The sequence below is a fragment of the Nonomuraea sp. NPDC049158 genome (assembly GCF_040648335.1).
Classification (GTDB): domain Bacteria; phylum Actinomycetota; class Actinomycetes; order Streptosporangiales; family Streptosporangiaceae; genus Nonomuraea.
In genome coordinates this window covers 87,060-106,928 of record NZ_JBEZDM010000036.1, presented here as the reverse complement: position 1 = coordinate 106,928, position 19,869 = coordinate 87,060, and the positions used below count along the sequence as shown (strand labels likewise).

General features: G+C 68.4%; 25 protein-coding genes and 1 pseudogene. 15 read left to right on the top strand and 11 right to left on the bottom strand.

Annotation, left to right across the window (positions count from 1 at the left end):
• The first annotated feature begins 289 nt into the window (after positions 1-289).
• Positions 290-1,060, top strand: a complete 771-nt coding sequence (locus tag AB0B61_RS46540; RefSeq protein ID WP_358447013.1) for an SDR family oxidoreductase — start codon at positions 290-292, stop codon at positions 1,058-1,060.
• Between the two features lie 6 nt (positions 1,061-1,066).
• On the opposite strand, the gene AB0B61_RS46535 is transcribed toward AB0B61_RS46540, so the two are convergent.
• Complete coding sequence (locus tag AB0B61_RS46535) at positions 1,067-1,657, bottom strand: TetR/AcrR family transcriptional regulator (protein ID WP_358447010.1); 591 nt, start codon at positions 1,655-1,657, stop codon at positions 1,067-1,069.
• Positions 1,658-1,750: 93 nt separating this feature from the next.
• Here AB0B61_RS46535 and AB0B61_RS46530 point away from each other — a divergent pair, with 93 nt between their 5' ends.
• From AB0B61_RS46530 to AB0B61_RS46505, 6 genes are all read left to right on the top strand, one after another.
• On the top strand, positions 1,751-1,930 hold the full coding sequence (locus tag AB0B61_RS46530) for a hypothetical protein (protein WP_358447007.1): 180 nt from the start codon (positions 1,751-1,753) through the stop codon (positions 1,928-1,930).
• A gap of 76 nt (positions 1,931-2,006) precedes the next feature.
• On the top strand, positions 2,007-2,579 hold the full coding sequence (locus AB0B61_RS46525; RefSeq protein WP_358447004.1) for a TIGR03086 family metal-binding protein: 573 nt from the start codon (positions 2,007-2,009) through the stop codon (positions 2,577-2,579).
• Between the two features lie 146 nt (positions 2,580-2,725).
• A complete protein-coding gene (locus tag AB0B61_RS46520) occupies positions 2,726-3,127 on the top strand; it encodes a hypothetical protein (protein ID WP_358447002.1) in 402 nt (133 codons plus the stop codon).
• Positions 3,128-3,391: 264 nt separating this feature from the next.
• Complete coding sequence (locus AB0B61_RS46515; protein ID WP_358446999.1) at positions 3,392-5,095, top strand: FAD-binding protein; 1,704 nt, start codon at positions 3,392-3,394, stop codon at positions 5,093-5,095.
• A 202-nt stretch (positions 5,096-5,297) separates the two neighbouring features.
• The gene (locus tag AB0B61_RS46510) at positions 5,298-6,590 is read left to right on the top strand and encodes a sensor histidine kinase (RefSeq protein ID WP_358446996.1); all 1,293 of its coding nucleotides are present in this window, start codon (positions 5,298-5,300) and stop codon (positions 6,588-6,590) included.
• On the top strand, positions 6,587-7,246 hold the full coding sequence (locus tag AB0B61_RS46505; RefSeq protein WP_358446993.1) for a response regulator transcription factor: 660 nt from the start codon (positions 6,587-6,589) through the stop codon (positions 7,244-7,246). The genes AB0B61_RS46510 and AB0B61_RS46505 overlap by 4 nt, the downstream gene beginning before the upstream one ends.
• A 158-nt stretch (positions 7,247-7,404) precedes the next feature.
• On the opposite strand, the gene AB0B61_RS46500 is transcribed toward AB0B61_RS46505, so the two are convergent.
• A complete protein-coding gene (locus AB0B61_RS46500) occupies positions 7,405-7,563 on the bottom strand; it encodes a hypothetical protein (protein WP_358446990.1) in 159 nt (52 codons plus the stop codon).
• On the opposite strand from AB0B61_RS46500, the gene AB0B61_RS46495 reads away from it, so the two are divergent.
• Positions 7,562-8,299, top strand: coding sequence for a cytochrome P450 (locus AB0B61_RS46495; RefSeq protein ID WP_358446987.1), 738 nt, complete (start codon positions 7,562-7,564; stop codon positions 8,297-8,299). The genes AB0B61_RS46500 and AB0B61_RS46495 overlap by 2 nt on opposite strands.
• 164 nt (positions 8,300-8,463) lie before the next feature.
• Here AB0B61_RS46495 and AB0B61_RS46490 read toward each other — a convergent pair whose 3' ends face one another.
• Both AB0B61_RS46490 and AB0B61_RS46485 read right to left on the bottom strand, forming a co-directional pair.
• Complete coding sequence (locus tag AB0B61_RS46490; RefSeq protein WP_358446984.1) at positions 8,464-9,063, bottom strand: NADP oxidoreductase; 600 nt, start codon at positions 9,061-9,063, stop codon at positions 8,464-8,466.
• Entirely contained in the window at positions 8,997-9,176 is a 180-nt protein-coding gene (locus tag AB0B61_RS46485) for a hypothetical protein (RefSeq protein ID WP_358447017.1), read from the bottom strand. Before AB0B61_RS46485 ends, AB0B61_RS46490 begins: the two co-directional genes overlap by 67 nt.
• 215 nt (positions 9,177-9,391) lie before the next feature.
• Here AB0B61_RS46485 and AB0B61_RS46480 point away from each other — a divergent pair, with 215 nt between their 5' ends.
• Genes AB0B61_RS46480 through AB0B61_RS46470 form a run of 3 tightly spaced genes read left to right on the top strand, consistent with a single transcriptional unit; the run spans position 9,392 to position 11,243 of the window.
• Positions 9,392-10,222, top strand: coding sequence for a helix-turn-helix transcriptional regulator (locus AB0B61_RS46480; RefSeq protein ID WP_358446981.1), 831 nt, complete (start codon positions 9,392-9,394; stop codon positions 10,220-10,222).
• Between the two features lie 60 nt (positions 10,223-10,282).
• Entirely contained in the window at positions 10,283-10,657 is a 375-nt protein-coding gene (locus tag AB0B61_RS46475; RefSeq protein WP_358446978.1) for a hypothetical protein, read from the top strand.
• A gap of 43 nt (positions 10,658-10,700) precedes the next feature.
• Positions 10,701-11,243 (top strand): SMI1/KNR4 family protein, encoded by a 543-nt coding sequence (locus tag AB0B61_RS46470; RefSeq protein ID WP_358446975.1) that lies wholly within the window; start codon positions 10,701-10,703, stop codon positions 11,241-11,243.
• Between the two features lie 25 nt (positions 11,244-11,268).
• Here AB0B61_RS46470 and AB0B61_RS46465 read toward each other — a convergent pair whose 3' ends face one another.
• On the bottom strand, positions 11,269-11,640 hold the full coding sequence (locus tag AB0B61_RS46465; RefSeq protein WP_358446972.1) for an SDR family NAD(P)-dependent oxidoreductase: 372 nt from the start codon (positions 11,638-11,640) through the stop codon (positions 11,269-11,271).
• A gap of 22 nt (positions 11,641-11,662) precedes the next feature.
• Between AB0B61_RS46465 and AB0B61_RS46460 the strand changes: the two are divergent.
• Both AB0B61_RS46460 and AB0B61_RS46455 read left to right on the top strand, forming a co-directional pair.
• A pseudogene (locus tag AB0B61_RS46460) lies at positions 11,663-11,812 on the top strand (VOC family protein); the annotation flags it as partial.
• Between the two features lie 48 nt (positions 11,813-11,860).
• Complete coding sequence (locus tag AB0B61_RS46455; protein ID WP_358446970.1) at positions 11,861-13,132, top strand: MFS transporter; 1,272 nt, start codon at positions 11,861-11,863, stop codon at positions 13,130-13,132.
• 32 nt (positions 13,133-13,164) lie between these two features.
• Here AB0B61_RS46455 and AB0B61_RS46450 read toward each other — a convergent pair whose 3' ends face one another.
• Positions 13,165-14,136: an SDR family NAD(P)-dependent oxidoreductase gene (locus AB0B61_RS46450; RefSeq protein WP_358446967.1), complete on the bottom strand. Its 972-nt coding sequence runs from the start codon at positions 14,134-14,136 to the stop codon at positions 13,165-13,167.
• 63 nt (positions 14,137-14,199) lie between these two features.
• On the opposite strand from AB0B61_RS46450, the gene AB0B61_RS46445 reads away from it, so the two are divergent.
• Positions 14,200-14,775: a TetR/AcrR family transcriptional regulator gene (locus tag AB0B61_RS46445; protein ID WP_358446964.1), complete on the top strand. Its 576-nt coding sequence runs from the start codon at positions 14,200-14,202 to the stop codon at positions 14,773-14,775.
• A gap of 61 nt (positions 14,776-14,836) precedes the next feature.
• Here the strand turns inward: AB0B61_RS46445 and AB0B61_RS46440 are convergent, their stop codons facing one another.
• On the bottom strand, positions 14,837-15,202 hold the full coding sequence (locus AB0B61_RS46440) for a hypothetical protein (protein ID WP_358446961.1): 366 nt from the start codon (positions 15,200-15,202) through the stop codon (positions 14,837-14,839).
• On the opposite strand from AB0B61_RS46440, the gene AB0B61_RS46435 reads away from it, so the two are divergent.
• Positions 15,185-15,559 (top strand): FAD-dependent monooxygenase, encoded by a 375-nt coding sequence (locus AB0B61_RS46435; RefSeq protein ID WP_358446958.1) that lies wholly within the window; start codon positions 15,185-15,187, stop codon positions 15,557-15,559. The genes AB0B61_RS46440 and AB0B61_RS46435 overlap by 18 nt on opposite strands.
• Here AB0B61_RS46435 and AB0B61_RS46430 read toward each other — a convergent pair.
• Genes AB0B61_RS46430 through AB0B61_RS46415 form a run of 4 tightly spaced genes read right to left on the bottom strand, consistent with a single transcriptional unit; the run spans position 15,556 to position 19,868 of the window.
• Complete coding sequence (locus AB0B61_RS46430; RefSeq protein ID WP_358446955.1) at positions 15,556-16,821, bottom strand: alpha-L-fucosidase; 1,266 nt, start codon at positions 16,819-16,821, stop codon at positions 15,556-15,558. The genes AB0B61_RS46435 and AB0B61_RS46430 overlap by 4 nt on opposite strands.
• A 38-nt stretch (positions 16,822-16,859) precedes the next feature.
• The gene (locus AB0B61_RS46425; RefSeq protein WP_358446953.1) at positions 16,860-17,699 is read right to left on the bottom strand and encodes a carbohydrate ABC transporter permease; all 840 of its coding nucleotides are present in this window, start codon (positions 17,697-17,699) and stop codon (positions 16,860-16,862) included.
• A complete protein-coding gene (locus AB0B61_RS46420) occupies positions 17,692-18,618 on the bottom strand; it encodes a sugar ABC transporter permease (protein ID WP_358446950.1) in 927 nt (308 codons plus the stop codon). The genes AB0B61_RS46425 and AB0B61_RS46420 overlap by 8 nt, the downstream gene beginning before the upstream one ends.
• Before the next feature lie 8 nt (positions 18,619-18,626).
• Positions 18,627-19,868, bottom strand: a complete 1,242-nt coding sequence (locus AB0B61_RS46415; RefSeq protein WP_358446947.1) for a sugar ABC transporter substrate-binding protein — start codon at positions 19,866-19,868, stop codon at positions 18,627-18,629.
• Position 19,869 lies beyond the last annotated feature (1 nt).

Here is a 19,869-nt window from a genome sequence, read left to right as displayed (position 1 = left end):
CCAAGGTGACGCGCTCGGCACTGCAGAACGCCGCTTCCATCGCGGCGCTCTTCCTCACCACCGAGGCGGTCATCGCCGAGAAGCCCGAGAAGACCTCTGCCGCTCCGGCCATGCCGGGTGGCGACATGGACTTCTGAGCCGGGTCGTGGGGTGGGATCGCTCAGGGTCCCGCCCCACCCGGAGCTCCGCTCAGCCGGTGAGCCGTCGGTGAGCGTGCGGTGAGCCACCGCCGCCACTGTTGAGCCATCGCCGGATCCGCCGAGGACCGGCCGCTGAACGAGGAGCAGAGATGAACAGCTTGACCGGCAAGACCGCGCTGGTGACCGGTGGATCGCGCGGAATCGGCCGGGCGGTCGCGCTGCGACTGGCCGCCGAAGGCGCTCTGGTCGCCGTCCACTACGGCGGCAACGACGACGCGGCCAAGCAGACGGTGGCGCGGATCGAGCAGGAAGGCGGCCGGGCGTTCGCCGTCCAGGCCCGGTTCGGCGACGATGGCGCGGTGGACCGCCTGTTCGAGGGGCTGGCCGAGGGACTGGCGGGCGGCGGCCTGGACATCCTGGTCAACAACGCGGGCATCAGCTCGGTCAACCCGATCGCGCAGATCACGCCGGAGGAGTTCGGCAGGCTGCTCACGATCAACGTCAGCACGCCGTTCTTCGTGATCCAGCGCGCCCTTCCGCTGCTGAACGACGGCGGCCGCATCATCAACATGGGCTCGACGGCCAGCCGCTTCGCGGTCTCCACGCAGATCGGCTACACCATCAGCAAGGCGGCACTGGAGTCGATGGCCCCGTCCCTGGCCAACGAGCTCGGCAGGCGCGGCATCACGGTCAACACGGTCGCGCCCGGCGCGGTGCGTACCGACATGACCGCGGGCTACTCCTCCATCCCCGAGGTGGTCGCCGGCATCGAAGCGATCACCGCGCTCGGCCGGCTCGGCGAGCCCGAGGACGTCGCGGACGTCGTCGGCTTCCTGGCGGGCCCGCGGGGCCGATGGGTGACCGGCCAGACCATCGACGTCTCGGGCGGCACCTACCTTGGCCCGATCGCCATGGTGTGACCGCGGTCAGTCCGGCCCAGGGCGGGGGCGGACCAGAAGGCGGTCGGCCAGGGCGTTGACGTAGTCGGGGGTGAGCGGGCCCGTGCCGAACAGGACGCGGACGTACATCGGGGCCAGGAGATGGTCGAGGATGTCCAGGCCCTCGGGGGGATGTTCGCCGCGGTCTCGGGCGCGGTCCAGCATGCCCTGCAGCTGGCGTCCGCGTTCGGCCAGGAACGCGTCTCTTGCCCGTACGCCGGCCTCTCCCCCGGTCGACAGGGCGATGACCAGGCGCAGCACCGCCAGCCCGTCGGGTCCGGTCACGTCGCGCGCGACCCCGGCGGCGTACGCGCGCAGGTCACCCTCCAAGCTGCCGGTGTCCGGGATGGGCGAGGTGGTGGTGAGCCAGGTGATCGCCACGTCCGTGAGCAGGGCCTCCAGGGTGCCCCAGCGGCGGTAGACGCTGGTGTCGGCCACTCCGGCGCGGGTGGCGACGTCGCCAACGGTGAAGTTGCCGTGGCCGCGCTCGGCGATCAGGTCGGTGACCGCGTGATGCACTGCGGCGCGGACGCGGGCGCTACGCCCGCCAGGCCGGCGAATCGGCTGCTGTTCCACCATGCCCGCCAGCTTAACGCAGTCACGACTTGCGTTTGCGAGCAATGGCGTCCTAAAGTCCCCCTAACGCAGTTAACCACTGCTTTAGGAGCGACCATGCGCCCGCTGTTCTTTCCCGACAACCCTCAGTTCTGGTACGAGACCCTGCCCACCTTCGGGCACATCGCCTACGGAGGCGCCGACTTCGGCGAGGTCGCGATCACCTGCGGCGCCCAGCGGCTGGCCTTCGCGCGCGTCTACGACTGGCTCGACGACGTACTCAGCCCGACCGACTGACCCCTCTCCCCGCCCTCATTTCGCAGACGCTCATTTCGCAGACGCTCATTTCGCAGACCTCGTTCTGGAGGACGACATGACCACCGCCACGATCGACAAGATCGACCGCGCCCTCGACATGACCGCCGCCATCGTCAAAGGCATCACCGACAGCCAGCTCCACACCCCTACCCCCTGCACCGGATGGGACGTGCGTACCGAGCTCAACCACATGGTCGGCGGCATGCGTGTCTTCGCCGCCGAACTCACCTCGACGGACGCGGGCGGCGACCACGAGGATGACTGGCTCGGCACCGACCCGCAGGCCGCCTTCGTCACCGCGGCCGACCTCGACCGCGCCGCCTGGCACCGCCCAGGCGCCCTCGATGCCACCGTACGCCTGGGGTTCGGGGCCGTTCCGGGGCCGATGGCCGCCCTCATCCACCTCACCGAAGTCCTCGTCCACGGCGCCGACCTGGCCCTGGCCACCGGTCAGGAGCACCTCGTCGACGAGCGGTCGTGCGGCGAGCTGCTCACGATCATGCACGGCATGGACTTCGATACCTTCCGCCGCCCTGGCATGTTCGGCCCCGCGGTCCCCGCCCCCGCCGACGCCCCCGCGCACCGGCACCTGCTGGCCTTCCTCGGCCGCGACGTCCCCGCATGGTGATCTGGCCGGCACCCCGGCGATGAGTTTGCGGCACGCGTCCGGTCTACCTTCCGACCACACGTCAACGGGAGGTAGCCATGACTACAGCGGGACACACAGCCAACCAGCGGTTGCAGAGCCTGGATGTGCTCGTCGGGGGGTGGGACATGGAGGCCTCGATCGACGGGCAGTCGATGGGCCGGTCCACGGCGATGTTCACCTGGCACGACAGTCGGGGATTCCTCATCATGCACGTCGACCCACCTCAGGCGATCGCCCGGCAATGGCAGGAGAGTTCGCCGTTTCCGATCGATGCCGCCATCGGTCTCGACGACCACAGCGGCGCCTTCGCCATGCTCTACGCCGATGCGCGGGGTGTCTGCAGGATCTACCGGATGAGCTTCGAGGACGGTCATTGGGAGATGTGGGGGCAGGCGGGGCCGGGCTTTCACCAGCGCTTCGAGGCAACCGTCCGTGGCGACGGCCGCCTTGTCACCGGGCGATGGGAGGCCTCCGACGACGGCGAAAGCTGGAAGCCTGACTTCGACGTCACCTACGCGCAGAGGTGAGGCGTGCTCTCGGGCCGGAACGCTTAGCGGAATCGACAGGCGGTGCCGGGCCTTCGCCCACCCTCGCCCCATCCTCCTGCCCGCGCACGCCCGACCTCCTGGACACAGGCAGCTGAAGCCACTGGCTGCCGGTCAGCCGATCGGTGGGGCGGATCAGCCGTTCGGTGGGGCGGAGAGCTGAGCCGCTGATTCATGCCACGGGTTGATGTGTGCCTTGCTGCCAGCTTGAGAGGCTGACGACCTCAATCGGAAGGGGCGAGCCACATGGCAGAAGTGAGCGACGGGCGTACGAACACGCCGGACGGCGGAGCGGTGAGTCGTCGTGGGCTGCTCGCCGGCGCGGGTGCCGCGGCGATCACCGCAGCGGGCACTGCGGCGGCCGGCACGTGGGGCGCCAATGCGGCGTTGGCGCAATCGGACGCGGCGGAGTCGGTCGCGGCGGGAGCGGACGCGGACACAGCGATATTCGGACCGGTGACCGTACGTCCAGGCGACTTCCGCTACGACAACCTGTTGCGAGGCAACAACTTCCGGTTCGTCGGCCGGCCGGAGGAGATCCGCGTGGTCGGGTCCACCGATCAGGTGGTGCGCGCGGTGTCGGAGGCCGTGCGCTCCGGCCGGCGGGTTGCGGTGCGCAGCGGCGGGCACTGCTTCGAGAACTTCACCGCCGATCCAGCGGTACGCATGCTGCTGGACCTCTCTCCAATGGACGCGGTCGGCTATGACGCCGGTCGGCGGGCGTTCGCCGTGCAACCCGGAGCCACCCTCGGCCACGTGTACCGGACGCTGCTCAAAGGCTGGGGCGTGACGATCCCCGGGGGCGGCTGCCCAGAGGTGGGTGCCGGTGGGCACTTCGCGGGCGGCGGATACGGACCGCTGTCCCGGCGGTACGGCTCGGTGGTGGATCACCTGTACGGCGTGGAGGTCGTGGTGGTCGACCGCGACGGCACCGCCCGCGCGGTGGTCGCCACCTGCGAGCCGGACGACCCGCACCGCGACCTGTGGTGGGCGCACACCGGCGGTGGCGGCGGCAACTTCGGCGTGGTCACCCGCTACTGGCTGCGCTCCCCCGGCGTGGCCGGCACCGACCCGTCCCAGCTGCTGCCCGCGGCGCCGCAGCGGATGCTGCAGCACGTGGTCATCTGGTCCTGGGAGCACATGACCGAGCAGGCGCTCACCGGCCTGCTGCGCAACTTCGGCACCTGGCATGAGCGCAACAGCGCGCCCGGCTCTCCGTACGCCGGACTGTACGGGATCCTCCAGCTGTCGCACCGCGCCGGCGGAACCGTCATGCTGGTCGCGCAGATCGACGCGGACCTCCCCGACGCCGACAGCATGGTGACCGGCTTCGCGTCCGCGGTGACCGCTGACGTCGACCTCAAACCGGCGCTCGACATCCGGCGGACGCTGCCCTGGTTGCACCGGATGACCTGGCCGGGCACCGGCGAGCCAGGTGACGTGCTCACCCGGCGCTACAAGATCAAGGCCGGCTACCTGCGACGCTCGTTCACCGAGACCCAGCTCGCGGCCATCCACCGCAACCTGACGAACGCCACCGGCGGCCCCAACGCAGGCATGCTGCTCATCGGCTACGGCGGCCAGGTCCGCGCGGTAGCGCCAGGAGCCACCGCGATCGCCCAGCGAGAGGTGGTCATGAAGGCGGTCTACCAGACGATCTGGGAAGACGAAAAGGAGGACAAGGCCAATCTGGCCTGGGTCCGCGGCCTCTACCACGACGTATACACCGACACCGGCGGCGTGCCCGTCCCCGGCGAGGTCAACGACGGCTCCTACATCAACTACCCGGATGCCGACCTGGCCGATCCGGTATGGAACACCTCAGGTGTGCCCGCGCACACTCTCTACTACAAGGACAACTACCCACGCCTCCAACGGGTGAAGGCCCGGTGGGACCCACGCAACGTCTTCCGGCACGCCCTGTCCATCGAACCCCCTCAGGCGGGCTGAGCCGCATCGGGAGGGAGCCGTCGTGAAGGTTGGCCGCATCGGAGCGCGCCGATGCGGAGGTTGGCCGCATCGGAGCGCGCCGTCGTGGAGGTTAGCCGCGCCGGGCCGCGCCGGCGCGTGCCGTCGTGGAGGTTAGATTCTGCGCTGGAGGCCAGCGACAGATGAAGACAAAGGAAGACAGAGGAAGAGGAGGAGGACGCGGATGAGCGATCCAGCGGCACGGTGGCCCGTGCTGGTGACCGTCGGGCCGTACGCGTTGCTGGCACTCCTGGCCGCTGTCACCGTGGCCATCAAGCGCTCGTCCGGCGCCTCCCCGCTCATCGACCTGGTTCTGTGCGCGCTGATGGCGGCATGGATAATGGGCGTCTTCACACTCCGTCCCGCCTGGCGCGAGCGCGTGCCGGTGATGGCCGTGTTCTTCACTGTGCTGATCCTGCTCACGGCGATTCTGGTGGTCAGGGACCCGTGGTTCGGGTTCTTCACCCCCGCCGGCTACCTCTACGCCTTCCGGGTCCTGCCCTGGCCGTGGGAACCGGTCGGCGTCGCGGCGGTGGCGATGGTGGCGGGCACGGCGCAGGCGTACGACGTGGACAAGACCACGCCCGTGGGGCTGATCACGTACGTCGCCGTCATGGCCGCGAATGTGATCCCTATGTGTGGCTTCGCCTGGTTTGCTCGGCGCGGCGCCCAGCAGAACGACGAGCGCAAGCGGGCGCTGGAAGAGGCGCGCGAAGCGAACCGCAGGCTGGAGACGACGCTGACGGAGAACGCTGCCCTGCACGAGCAGTTACTGGCGCAGGCCAGGCAGGCCGGCGTGCAAGACGAGCGGCGGCGGATGGCGCGGGAGATCCACGACACCCTGGCGCAGGGTCTCACCGGCATCATCACCCAACTGCACGCGGCCGAGCACGCCGGCGACGACCCAGTGGAATGGCGCCGGCACATCGAGGCCGCGACCGGGCTGGCCCGGGAGAGCCTGTCCGAGGCGCGGCGATCGGTGGACGCGCTGCGTCCTGAGCCGCTCCGGACGGCACGGCTGAGCGAGGCGCTGGCGAGCGTGGCCAGCCGCTGGTCGGTACTGCACGAGATCCCGGTCCAGGTCACGACAACCGGCACGGGCCGGCCGATGCGCCCGGAGGTCGAGGTCGCGCTGCTCCGAATCGCGCAGGAGGCGCTGACGAACGTGGCCAAGCACGCGCGAGCGACCCGGGCGGGGGTGACACTGTCGTACATGGAACGCGAGGTGGCTCTGGACGTGCGTGACGACGGCGTCGGCTTCGATCCGACTCGACTCGGGGACGGTAGTGGCGGCTTCGATTCGGTCCGGCTCGGGGACGGTGGTGCCGATGGCCCGCGTGCGGCTCACCTCGGATTCGGGCTGGTCGCGATGCGGCAGCGGATCGAGGGTCTGTCAGGGACGCTGCAGGTTGAGTCGGAGCTCGGCGGCGGCACGGGGATCTCGGCCCGCGTCCCTGCCGAGCGGGCGGTGTCATGAGCCGCCCGGATGCCGTGATCAGGCTGCTGGTCGTCGACGATCATCCGGTGGTCAGAGATGGTTTGAGCAGTATGTTCGCTCGCGATCCGGACTTCGAGGTGGTCGGTGAGGCCGCCGACGGAGCCGAGGCGGTTCGGCTCGCCGAGACCCTGCGGCCGGATGTGGTCCTCATGGATCTGCGGATGCCCGGCGTGGACGGCGTGAGCGCGACCAGAGAGCTGGCCGGGGGCGGGAGTGGGGCGCGCGTGCTGGTGCTCACCACGTACGACACCGATAGCCACGTGCTGCCCGCGATCGAGGCGGGCGCCACCGGCTACCTGCTCAAAGACGCTCCCCGTGACGAGCTCCTGCGGGCGGTCCGGGCGACGGCTCGGGGCGAGGCGGTTCTCGCGCCGTCGGCGGCGGCCCTGCTCATGAGCCGGGTACGCTCCTCCCCCTCGGGGCCGCTCAGCCAGCGAGAGCTCGAAGTACTCCAGCTGGTGGCGGCCGGTGGCACGAACCGGGAGGCGGCGGCGCAGCTGTTCATCACCGAGGCCACGGTCAAATCCCACCTGCTGAACATCTACGGCAAGCTCGGCGTCGGCGACCGCGCCGCCGCCGTCACCGAGGCGTTCAACCGGGGACTGCTCGTCCCGCGGACACCGGAACAACCCTGACGTGATAGCGGTGCGGCACGGCTGCCAGAAGGCACCGCGCCGGTGCGCGCATCAGCGCGCACCGGCGCGTGCCGGGCGTGGGCGGACCTGCTCGGGTGTGCCGGACCTGCTCGGGCAACGCGGGAAGATTCACCTGCTCGTGTGGGTGGCCGCCGGTCTCAGGCGGGTCCCTTCTCGTCGGTGGATTTCGCCACGTCTTCGGCCATGAGGGCCAGGACCTTGACGTGGCCGATGAGGAAACGCCGCGCAGGCTCAGGCAGCGTGAGCCCCAGGCCCGACTCGGTCGCGGGGACCAGTTGCTCGCGCAGGGCTCGCATGATCTGTGCGCGCCCGGCCTCCGGCAGCGTTCGCAGGTCGACGGCGCCACGCGCTGACGCCTCACCGCAGGACAAGGCGCAGGCAAGCGGGGCGCTGTTCGGCTACCTGCTCGGCCTGGTGGAGCACAAGGAACGCCAGCCGGGCGACGACCTCATCAGCCGCCTGCTCACCGAGCGGGTCGCCAAGGGCGAGCTCAGCCGCGAAGAAGCCGCCATGAACGGCATGATCCTGCTGTTCGCCGGACACGAGACCACGGCCAACATGATCGGCCTGGGCACGCTGGCGCTGCTGCGGCATCCGGATCAGGCCGCCCGGATCCGCGACACCGACGACCCCGCCGTGGTGGCGAACGCCGTCGAGGAGCTGCTGCGTTATCTGTCCATCGCCCGGGACATGATCGTACGAGTGGCCACCGAGGACCTCACCATCGGCGGGCAGCTCATCCGGGCCGGCGAAGCGGTGACCGTCAACCTGCCCGCCGCCAACCGGGACACGGCGTTCCTCGACCAGCCCGACACCGTGGATCTCGGCCGCAACACCCGCGGGCATCTGGCCTTCGGCTACGGCATCCACCAGTGCCTGGGGCAGAACCTGGCGCGGGTGGAACTGCAGGTCGCGCTGCCGGCACTGCTGCGCAGGCTGCCGGGGCTGCGCCTGGCCGTGCCGTTGGAGGACGTGAAGTTCCGGCATGACATGTCCGCCTACGGCGTCCACGAACTGCCAGCCGCCTGGTGACAACCCCCGCTACCGGCGGGAAGTCAGAACCGATGGATGCACTGAACGGCAAGGCCGTTCGTCGTGACGGACGCGGGCACAGCCCTCGGACGAGTCATCGCCCGCGGTGACCGGTGCCGGACGTGGCATCGGACGGCCGGTCGCGATAGGGCTGGCCGGCTGACTCAGTCGTCGCTCGGGAGCCTGGCCTCGCCGGCCGACTGGCGGACCGCGATCTCGACGAGCTTGCCGATCTGAGCCGCGGGAACGGCGACGCCGGGCGTCTGGAGGGTCCAGCGGAGGAAGGCCTCAACGTTCATGGCGGGCGTTTCACCGAGATAGGGGTGGATGTATACCGGCGTGTTCGGTTCACTGCGCCAGCTGTCGGCAAGTGTGCCGATGTCCACCGCGTCATAACCGAGGACGTCCAACAGCCGGATGGTCTCCGCCTTGGCCGCCGCGTCGTCGCCGGCGAGGGGCAGGGCGCTGCGGTCCGGCGCTCCTGTGGGCCGGGCGAGGGCGAACAACTGGTGCGGGGTGATGGTGTTGAAGACCTTGACCACCTGGGAGTCCGCGAGGTGGCGCTGGATCAGCGCGCTGGAGGTCAGTTCACCCGCGTCCAGGTCGGCCAGGTGCCCGTCCCGCTCGGGGTAGTAGTTCGCCGTGTCCAGCACCGTCTTGCCGGCCAGCGCCTCGGCGGGGAGCTGCTCGTAGGCGTTCAGCGGGATGGCCGCCACCACCAGGTCCGCGGCGCGTGCCGCTTCTGCCGGTGTGGCCGCTCGCACGCCCCGCCCAGCTCGGCGACGAGATCGGCGAGGGTCTCGGGCCCTCGCGAATTACTGAGGACAACCTCAAGGCCGGCCGTGACGGCCAGGCGGGCGACGGACGTACCGATCATTCCGCTGCCGATGAGTCCGAGGGTTTGGGACACGACTGATCTCCGTTCGTTCGTTTTGTGTAGATGCCGGGACAGGAAGCGCGGCACGGCCGTACCCGCTTTCGCGTGGGTGGCTCGCCTGACAGCGTGGAACCACCGCGACCGCCCGGCCAGGCCCGCGTTCTGCGTACTCACGGCGTGATCACCCGCCGCACACCCAGACGTAGGGTTGTCGCGTGGACGACCGGATCGAGCTGAGCGAGTTCCTCAAGTCACGCCGTGCGCGCCTGCGCCCGGCGGACGTCGGGCTGCGCGACTACGGCGGAACGCGCCGGGTCGCGGGGCTGAGGCGTGAGGAACTGGCCCGGCTGGCGGGTGTGAGCATCGCCCACTACACGCGTCTGGAACAGGGCCAGGGCGACAGCGTCTCGGACGAGATCTTGGGCGCCGTCGGCGCGGCGCTGCGCCTGGACACCGACGAACTGACTTACCTGCACCAGGTGGCACGGCGCCCCCAGCCGTGCGCGGGGGCCGCGGACCCGTCGGAGGTGCCGCTCAGCTTTCGGTACCTGCTGGCGTCGTTCGTGACGACGCCGGCTCTGGTGATCGGCCGGCACACCCAGATCGTCGGCTGGAACCAACTCGCCGTGGCGGTGTTCGGCGACTTCGCCGCGCTGCCCGAGAACCGCCGCACGCTCTCGCACCTGCTGTTCGCCGAGCCCTCCGTGCGCGCGTTGCACCGCAGCGGCTGGGAGCGGGCGGCACGCGAGCATGTGGCGCATCTGCGCGTACTGCTCGGGCGCTATCGCGGGGACGCCGGACTCGCGGCGCACATCGACCACATGGGGGAACTGAGCGCGGAGTTCGCGCGGATGTGGGCCGAGCATCCGGTCGCGCGGCTGCGGTCCCGGACGTACGTGCTGCACCACCCGGTCGTGGGCGAACTGACCCTGCACGGCGAGCTCATCACGCTGCCCGACGAGCCGTCATGCTGCGGGCTGGACCTGTACGCCGCCGAGCCGGGCTCGGCATCTGAGCAGGCACTGAAGAAACTCGATAGCCGGTAACCGTCCACGACGAATTCATGCCCGGTCGGTGTCCGCTGGTTCGACGTCGATCTCCCCGATGTGATCGACCTGCGCCGTAAGCTCTATCCGGAGCCGGACGGGTATCGCACCGAAGACGAGAACAAGCGGATCCTTCAACAGTTCGCCGACCGTTTCAGCACTGGCGAGTTGCTGTTCGAGGCACCATGGGTCGTTCGCATGACACAGCGGATGTCGAAGAGTCTGGCCCGCAAGGGATATCCGCCCTACTGGACGGCGATTCGCGACCGCCGGGAGATCGAGCGATGGAATCCGCGATTCAGGTACATCGAGAATGTCCCCTTCACCTCGCTGTTCGCGAAGATTCCCGTACGCGTCTACCGCGTCACGTACCGGCTCATGAACACGTTCCCCGCGTCCAGGGACAACTACCGGATGTTCCGCTTCAGCTTCTGACCGCGCTGGGCGCCAGACCTGATTGATCGTTTAATCTTTCCGGGTGACGGACACACCTGAAGCTCTCGCACTGCCCACTGCCCTGGCCGAGGTGGCCCAGGTCGGCTTCGAGTGGGAGTGGGACGAGGAGACCGATGAGAGCCGGGGCTGCGACTTCGAGCTGTACGACCACTTCGAGGAGCCCGACCGGACGGCGTGGTGGTTCCGCCTGTGGACCGGCAACCAGGAGGTCGACGGCGGCGATTTCCGCTTCTTCGGCACGACCGGGTCGGGTGACTACACCGGCTTCTGGCTGGTACGGCCCGATGCGGCGATCACCGACCAGCCCGTGGTCTACATCGGTTCGGAGGGCGAGTACGGTGTGATCGCCCGGGATCTCGGCGACCTCCTCTGGCTGTTCGCCGCCGGTCTGGGCCCCGCCGAGGCCTTCGCGGACCCCGACTCCCCTACCGAGCCGAATGCGGCCTTCCAAACGATCGCCGAGCGGCACGCACCCGGCCGCCGCCGTACCCCCAAGCAGATCGTGACCGCCGCACAAGCGGAGTTCCCGCATTTCACGGGCCTCATCGACGCGATGTGCCGGTGAGCGATGACGAGTCCCGAGTCCCGCGCTATGTGGGGTCGTTCTCACCGGTAAGTCGACGGGTCATGAGGTCGATCGCCGGGAACGTCACCGGTTCCGGTGGTTGGCCTGCCTGTACTACCCAGGCTTCGCCGGTCGCGCCGTGCCGGACGATGGCTTGGACCGCGTCGGCGACTTCGTCCGGGTCGGCGATGGCGAGATGGTGCCTGAGGACGTGGTCGCGGATGCCGGCGAGCATCGGTGTGTCGACGAAACCCGGGTAGACCGCGTTGATGGTTACCCCGGATTCGGTCAGGGCGGGTGCGAGTGACCGGACCAGCCCGATGATGGCGTGCTTGCTGGCGGAATAGACGGGGTCGAACGGGTTGGGCGCGATGCCGGCGAGGCTTGAGGTCACCACGATGGGGCCCTTGGCCCGGACTGCCACCGCCGACCTGGACGGCGCCTTCGAGCGGGCGCAGACCGGCGGCGCCGAGGTCGTCCAGGAGCCGACCGAGCAGCCGTACGGCGTCCGCGACTGCGCCTTCCGCGATCCCGCGGGCAACCTCATCCGCATCCAGGAGCAGCGCTGAGCCGACCGGCGATAACATTTCGCCGACCTGAGGAGGAGACCAGCCCATATGCCCAGCGGAGCGACCCCCGAAGCCAACCGGTCCTACCGCGCGGTGCTGCGCGACCGCCAGATGGCCGGGCTCCTGCTGGGCGACCTCCTGGCCAACGCCGGTACGGGCATGATCATCGTGGCCATGCCCGTACAGACGCTGTCCATCCACGGCAGTGTGCCCAAGGCGATCGCCATCGGGCTGGTGGAGGCCGCGCCGTTCGTCCTGTCCACCATCCTCGCCCTGGCCATCGGACTGGGGCGGGTGAGGGTGCCGCCGCGAACCCTGCTGATCGCCGACTGTGCCTTACGGTCGCTGACTTTCGCCATCCTCGGCGTCTTGGCCGTCACCGAACAACTTTCGCTGCCCGTGCTGATCGTTGGTCTCCTCTTTGGCGCGACGTTCCGGATGGCCGGCTCAAGCAGCCGACGTCTGCTGGCGACGTCCATCGCGGGCGAGAGCGGGCGGTTCGCGGTCAACGGCTTGCTCGGGCTGAATTCCACGTTCGCGCTCTACATCGTCGGCCCGGTGCTGGGCGGAGTGATCGTGGCGTCCACCGGCGCGGGCGTCGCGCTCTTCTTCGACGCGTGCGGTGCGCTGATCCTGCTGGCTGCCGTCCTGGTATCCGTTCCCCGAGCCACCAAAGATCGTGACGCGCCTGGTCGCGCAGGAGCCCGCGAATCGGGTTGGCGGATCCTGCGTCGCCGACCGGTCGCCGCGCGGCTGCTGGTGGTCGAGTTCTTCTTCAATTTCTTCTACATGCCGATCGAGGTGGCGCTTCCCCTGTACGTACGCGGGACGCTGGACGCCGACGCGTCCGCTCTGGGTCTCATGTGGGGTGCGCTGGGCATTGGCGCATTCGTCGGCGCCGCTCTCGTCAATCAGTTGCGCAACCTTCCGCAGCGTCATGTGCTGATCGCCATCATCGGCCTGTGGGCGATGTGCCCGATCGCTCTGGCGTTCGTCGGCGATCTCACTCTCGCGCTGATCGTTTTTGGTCTGGGCGGCCTGGTGTGGGCGCCGTTCACGCCTGTCGCGTACAGCTTCCTGCAATCGGGGCTCGAGCCCGACGAACAACAGCAGGTCGTCACGCTCTGGACGACCGGCTCCACGGTGGCCGCCCCGCTCGGCCTGATCGTCGGCGGACCACTGATCGAGCTGGCCGGGAGCACCGGAGGGCTGGCGTTGTCGGGTGGGCTGACTCTGCTGCTGCTCCCGATCGCGGCACTGGCTGTGCTCAGACGAGCACCCGGGTCGATCGCGCATTCCAGGCGCGATCGGGTGCGGTAAACGGACCTGTCACTTGCCGTGGCGTCGAGAGATCAGACGCGGAGCAGGTCGGTCGAGACCGTCCAGAGGCGTTTGGCGGCGGTGGGATCGAGCGCCCATTCCTTGACACCGTGGGGGTGCTGTGTCAGGTCGGCGTCGTCCGGCACGGTGTAGGCCTCCTGTGCGTCGTCCAGGTAGTGGCCTCCGGAGTGAGCGAACTCCGGGGCGACGGCCGCGACGATGCTGGCGGCGGCTCCCTGCTCGACCGTTTTGTAGGTGAAGACTCCGGCGGCCTCGGCCGCATCGAGCGACGCCTTCTGCTGCGCGGTGAAGTTCCGCTGCAGTCCCGTTGCGACACCGCCGGGGTTCACCGCATTGGCGATGATTCCGTCGGATGCCCAAAGGCGGGTCGCCTCGACGGCGAATAGAGAGTTCGCCGTCTTCGATTGGGCGTAGGCGATCTGCGGGTCGTAGCCGCGACGCTCGAAGTGGAGGTCGTCGAAGTCGATGCCGGAACGCATGTGCGCTGTCGAACTGACCGAGACGATCCGCGCTCCGTCGCGGTCGGCCGCTCCCAGCGCCAGAGCGTCGTGAAGGCCGGAGGCCAGGGCGAAGTGGCCGAGATGGTTCGTCGCGAATTGCAGTTCCCAGCCCTCAGGCGTCCGTTCGAGGCCACCGGTGACCACGCCCGCGTTGTTGATCAACAGGTGAAGCGGGCCGTTCCACGTGTCGACGAATCGCGTGACGGTGGTCCTGTCGGTGAGATCGAGCCGGACGACTCGGGGCCGGATCCCTCCGGTCGACTTCGCGATCGTCTCGGCGACAGCGTCACCCGCGGTCGCGTCTCGGACAGCGAGCGTCACTTCCGCTCCGGCAGAGGTCAACACACGAGCCGTCTCGGTCCCGATTCCAGAGGAGCCTCCGGTCACGATCGCGCGGACGCCGGTGAGATCGACGCCCCGCAGCACCTCGGCGGCGGTGCTGGAAGAGGTAAAGGGCGTGGAAATGAGTTTGGCGGCGGTCATGGCCGCGACTATACAGACTAGACAAGATTTGTATAGTTAGCTTCTCGCTCGTATGCTCGCTTCATGAGCAGTCCCGAGGTTGGTCACCCGCCGCCGTCGACAGTCGCCGACACCGACCGTCGGTCCATGGTTCTGGACTCCGCCATGGGCACGTTCGCGCGATTCGGTTACCGGAAGACCTCGATGGAGGAGGTGGCGCGGGCGGCGCGTATCTCCCGGCCCGGGCTCTATTTCCTGTTTTCCGCGAAGGAGACTCTGTTCCGTGCCGCGGTTGCCCAGGCCTTGGATCGCGACATCACAGCGGTCGAACACGTCCTGGCCGACACCGGCCGACCCCTTCTGGAGCGTCTCGTCGAAGCGTTCGATCAGTGGGCGGGTCGTTACATCGGCCCGCTGACGAGCGATGTCGCGGTGGTCATCGAGGACAATCCCGACCTCCTCGGAGAGATCATCGAGACCCCGCGGCGACGTTTCGAGGAACTGATCACAGACGCGATCGCCATGAAGTCGGGACGAGAGGCGGCTTCCCCTGTCGCGCAGACGATGATCAGCGCATCGATCGGCCTCAAGCATCAGATCGCATCACGGGAGGTCTACCTCGAACGACTGGAGGTAGCCATCGATCTCCTGCTGCGCTGAAGACGCTTGCCAAAGTCGCGCGGAGGCGGTGATGGCGCGGTGGTAGCGGCTGTCCTCTTCGCTATGGCTGTGGCCGCCGCCGGGCTACAGCACCGGCCGATGGCGCGGACGCGACGATCATCTCGAAGGCGGTCGCCTGGCCCGGCGGGAGAAGGGTGTCGCGCAGCTCGGTGAGGCTGGTGCCGGTGTCGCGGAAGTAGCAGGCCAGCTGCACGCTCATCAACGTGATCATGCCTGATCGGTCAGCGTCGGCGTTGCGCAGGAAGCCGATCGCGTCGTCGCGGAGGGTGCCGGTGTCGGGCACCGCGATCAGCTGCCAGAACTTGGTGAGGGTGGCCAGCAGCAGGTCCTCGCGCTCGGCGGGGGCCGAGGGGCACCGGAGTCGGCGCCTGGGTTCTTCTTCGCCGGGATGCCGCTGCCGCTGCACACGCTCGGCAAGGAGAACCCGATGTACCTCCTGCCGATCAACCAGCGCGATCTTGAACGCGTGCTCAACGAGCGCGCGGCCGAACTCGGCGCGGAGGTCCGGCGAGGGTGGGACGTACTGTCCTTCAGTCAGACCGATGACCAGGTCGACGTCGTGGCGCGCGGTTCGGACGGCACCGAGACGACCTTCACGGCCCGATACCAGCCCTCACCCGCTGGTTCAGCCCGGGCCGGCTCGCCGTACGTTGACGAGCCGACGACTCGAGCCTCCGGGCAGCTGAACTTCCCTCGGGAGGGTGCCGGAGCACCCTCCCGAGGCCGCGCCCGCTACAGCGGAGCGCGGCGAACGGAGTGCTAGTCGGCGAGGAACAGTTCGATGACCGGTACGACGACGTCAGGACGCTGGACCGGCAGGTCGAGGGTCAAGGTGTCCGGGTTCAGGGCGCCGATGGCCGTGTTCTGGGCCGTCTGGGAGGGGTCGATGACCCGCGTACGGATCTCCGAGGCGTCGTGCAGGAACTGGGCGTACTTCACGCGCCCGCCCAACCCGGGCAGGTGCAGGTGGCGGAACGGCCAGCCGAACACGTGCAGGTAGAGCCGATCACCGCGCTGGGTGTAGCGGCAGTCGGGCGGCGCGGTGAAGCCGCTGGGGCCGGCGCCGTAGATGGAGCGGGAGTTCAGCCGCATCCACTCACCGATCTCAGCCAGGCTCTGGCGGGCCCGCGGGTCGATCTGGCCGCGTCCGTCCGGGCCGACGTTGAGCAGCAGGTTGCCGCCCTTGGCGACGCTGTCGATCAGCATGCGGACGAGCAGGTCAGGGGTCTTGTAGTCAAGATTGTCCCGGTCGTATCCCCAGCTGCCGTTGAGGGTCTGGCAGGCCTCCCACGGCACCTCTCGGCCGTCGATGGTCATCGGGGCGGCGGGCTGGTACTGCTCGGGGGTGACGAAGTCGCCGGGGATGGCGAGCCGGTCGTTGACGATGATCCCCGGCTGGAGTTCGCGCACCATCTCCAGCAACTCCGGTGAGCGCCAGTCGTCGGCGCCCTTGCCGCCCCAGTAGCCCGTTCTGCCGGCGTAGGAGAAGTCGAAGAACAGGTAGTCGATCTGACCGTAGTCGGTGAGCAGCTCGCGTACCTGGGCGTGCAGGTAGTCGGCGTACTTGGAGATGTCGCGGCCCTTGGCGGCGGCCTTGAACTCCTCGTCCTCGCGCTGCGGGTGCAGGGAGTCGACGGGGAACTCGGGGTGGTGCCAGTCGATCAGCGAGTGGTAGAAGCCGACCTTCAGCCCTTCGGCGCGCAGGGCCTCCACGTACGGCGCGATCAGGTCCTTGCCCCAGGGCGTGCGCGTCACCTTGTAGTCGGTCTGCGCGGAGTCCCACAGGCAGAAGCCGTCGTGGTGCTTGGTGGTGAGGACGACATAGCGCATGCCGGCTTCCTTGGCCAGCCGTGCCCACTCCGCCGGGTCGTACAGGTCGGGGTCGAAGTGGTCGAAGTAGCGCTGGTAGTGCTCGTCGGTCATTTGCTCGCGGTTCTTCACCCACTCGTGGCGGGCGGCCAGGGAGTACAGCCCCCAGTGCACGAACATGCCGAAGCGGGATTCGGAGAACCAGGCGTGGTCCACTACGTTCCTTTCGAAAAGAGATTTCGCGAAAAGAGATTTCATCGGCCGCCGAGACCGCTGGTAGCGATCCCGCGTATGAGATGTTTCTGCAGGAGGATCAGGATCGCCGCGGTCGGCGCCATGGAGATCACCGAGGCGGCCATGATGAGGTTCCACTGGGTGCCTTGCTGGCCGACGAAGAGCGACAGGCCCAGCGGGACGGTGGCCTTCTCATCAACTGTGTTGATGATGATCAGCGGCCACATGAAGCTGTTCCAGTAGTTGATGAACGTGAAGACCGCCAGCACCGCGAGCGCGGGTCTGATCAGCGGCAGCATGATGCTGGTGAAGATGCGCACCGATCCCGCGCCGTCGATGCGGGCGCCCTCGGAGATCTCTTCGGGGACGGTCAGGAAGAACTGGCGCAGCATGAACGTCCCGAAGGCGGTGAAGGCCCAGGGGAAGATCAGCGCCTGGAACGAGTCCACCCAGCCGAACCATTTCATCAGCATGAACATCGGCACGACCAGCACTTCCTGGGGGATCATCAGCGTGGCCAGGAAGACCAGGAAGAAGCCGTCGCGACCGCGCCAGCGCAGCCGTGAGAAGGCGTAGGCCGACATGGCCGAGGCCACGAGCACCACGATCGTGCCGCAGATGGCGACGGCGAGCCCGTTGAGGACGAACTTCCCGAACGGCAGGAACTCGAACGTCTCGCTGTAGTTCTCCCACCGGACCAGCGAGCCGAACAGGCTCGGTGGCGACTGGAACACCTCGTCGGCGGGCTTGAGCGAGGTGGCCAGCATGTACACCAGCGGCGTCAGGAACGCGGCGGCCACCAGGTAGAGCGCGACGTGCGAGATGACCAGCCGGATGCGGCGGACGGCGTGATCAGACATCGTAGGTCACCCATCTGCGCTGGCCGACGAACTGCACCGCGGTCACGCCCAGGATCAGCACGAACAGGATCCAGGCGCCGGCGGACGCGAGTCCGTACTGGTAGATCGAGAACCCCTTGTCGAAGACGAACATCATGAGGGTCTCGGTGTCCATGCCCGGCCCTCCGCCGGTCATCAGGAACGGCTGGGTGAAGACCTGGAACGAGGTGATGAGCGTCATGGTCGAGGCGAAGAACAGCGCCGGGGAGATCATCGGCAGCATGATGCGGAAGAACTGCCGCCACGGTCCCGCCCCGTCGATCTGCGCCGCCTCCAGCAGATGCCGCGGGATGGCGTCCAGCGCGGCCGAGAAGACCAGCATGTTGTAGCCGAACCCCTGCCACACGCTCATCGCGACGACGGCGAACATGGCCCAGCCCGGCTCGCCGAGGAAGTTCGGCGCGTGCGTGCCGGTGGCGGCGTACAGCGAGCCGTCGATCAGCCCGTTCGGCTGGTAGATCATCCGCCAGACGATCGCGTTGGCCACCATCGGCGTGACCACGGGCAGGAAGAACACCACCCGCAGTGCCTTGCGGCCCTTGATGCGCGGGCCCATCCACACCGCCAGCCCCACCGACACGATGAGGTTGAGCGGCAGATAGAGCACCACGAACAGCAGTGTGTTCAACAGCGCCCGCCGGAAGACGGGGTCGGTGAACAGTGTGGTGAAGTTCTCCAGTCCGGTGAAGGTTCGCTCGCCCACCGCGGGCCACTGGAAGAAGGCCATCACCAGGGACAGCACGATCGGGAAGAGGGTGAAGACCGTCAACCCGATCATGCTGGGCGCCGCGAAGAAGGCCGCGGCCCTTCCGTCGCGGCGCAGACGGGGGCGCCGTCTGCCCGCGACCGCCGCGGGGCGGGCTATGGCGTCGTCGGACACTTCGCTCCTTAGGCCGGTGACTGCTGCTGCACCTGGTCGAGTGCGTCCGCCGCCGTGGTCTGGCCGTTGAAGGCCTGAATGCCGTACTGGGCCAGCAGCTTCTCCACCGGGTCCCAGTTCTTGGTCGTCCGGAACGGCTTCGCGGAGGCGTTGGCGGCGTCGAGGACCGGCTTGGAGCCCTCGAAGGCGTTCTCGTACCACTTGTTCTGTACGGACTTGCGCGCCGGGTAGGCGCGCCCGACCGCGCCGAGCTGCCCGAGCACCTCGGCGCTGGTCATCGTGCTGACCGCCTTGAACGCCTCGTCGGGGTACGGGCAGGACTGGGAGATGCCGAAGCCGGACCCGGCGGTGTAGCTCTTGGTCCCGTTGGGACCGGCGGGGATGGTGGCCAGGCCCACACCGAACTTGGCCTTCGCCTTGAGCTCCAGAACCGACCAGGGCCCGTTCACCGACATCGCCGCGTTGCCGTTGAGGAACTGGGTCTCGGTGAAGTTGTTGTCCACGCCGGGTATCTTGGGCGAGACTCCCTGCTTGGCGGTCAGGTCCGCGTACCACTGGAAGCCGGCCTTCATCTGCTCAGTGGTGAGGGTGAGCTTGCCGGACTCGTCCATCGGCTCCGCGTTGCCGGTCTTGGCGAGGATCATCGAGAACATCCCCAGGGCCGAGGGGTAGCCCACGAAGCCGTACTTGCCGCCGGTGGTCAGCTTCTTGGCCGCCGCCTCGAAGTCCGCCACGCTCCAGCCGACCTTCGGCTCCGGCACGCCGGCCGCCTTGAACATGTCCTTGTTGTAGGTGATGATCAGCGAGCCGACGTCGTACGGCAGCGCGTACTGCTTGCCGCCCGAGGCCAGCCCGGCCATGATCGATGTGTCGAAGTCGGCGGTGTCCAGGCCGTTCTTCTTGATCAGGTCGTCCAAGGGACGCATGCCGCTGACGTAGCCGCCCGTGCGCAGGCTCTGCATGGAGACGACGCACGGAGCGCTGCCACCGGCGAGGCGGGTGCCGAGCTTGGTGAAGTAATCCTTGAAGGGCGAGGTCTCGAGCGTGATCTTAATGTTCGGGTACTTCTGGGTGACCTGGTCGGCCACTTTCTGCCAGGCGTTTCGGTCCTCGGTTCCGGACGCCCACATCCCCCAGGTGAGCGTGACCGCGCCGTTGCTCGCCTTGTTGCCTCCTGCCGAGTCCTGGCCGTCGCCCCCGCAACCGGTCGTTAGTCCTCCCGCGATGACCAGCGCTGACGCCAGCGCCAAT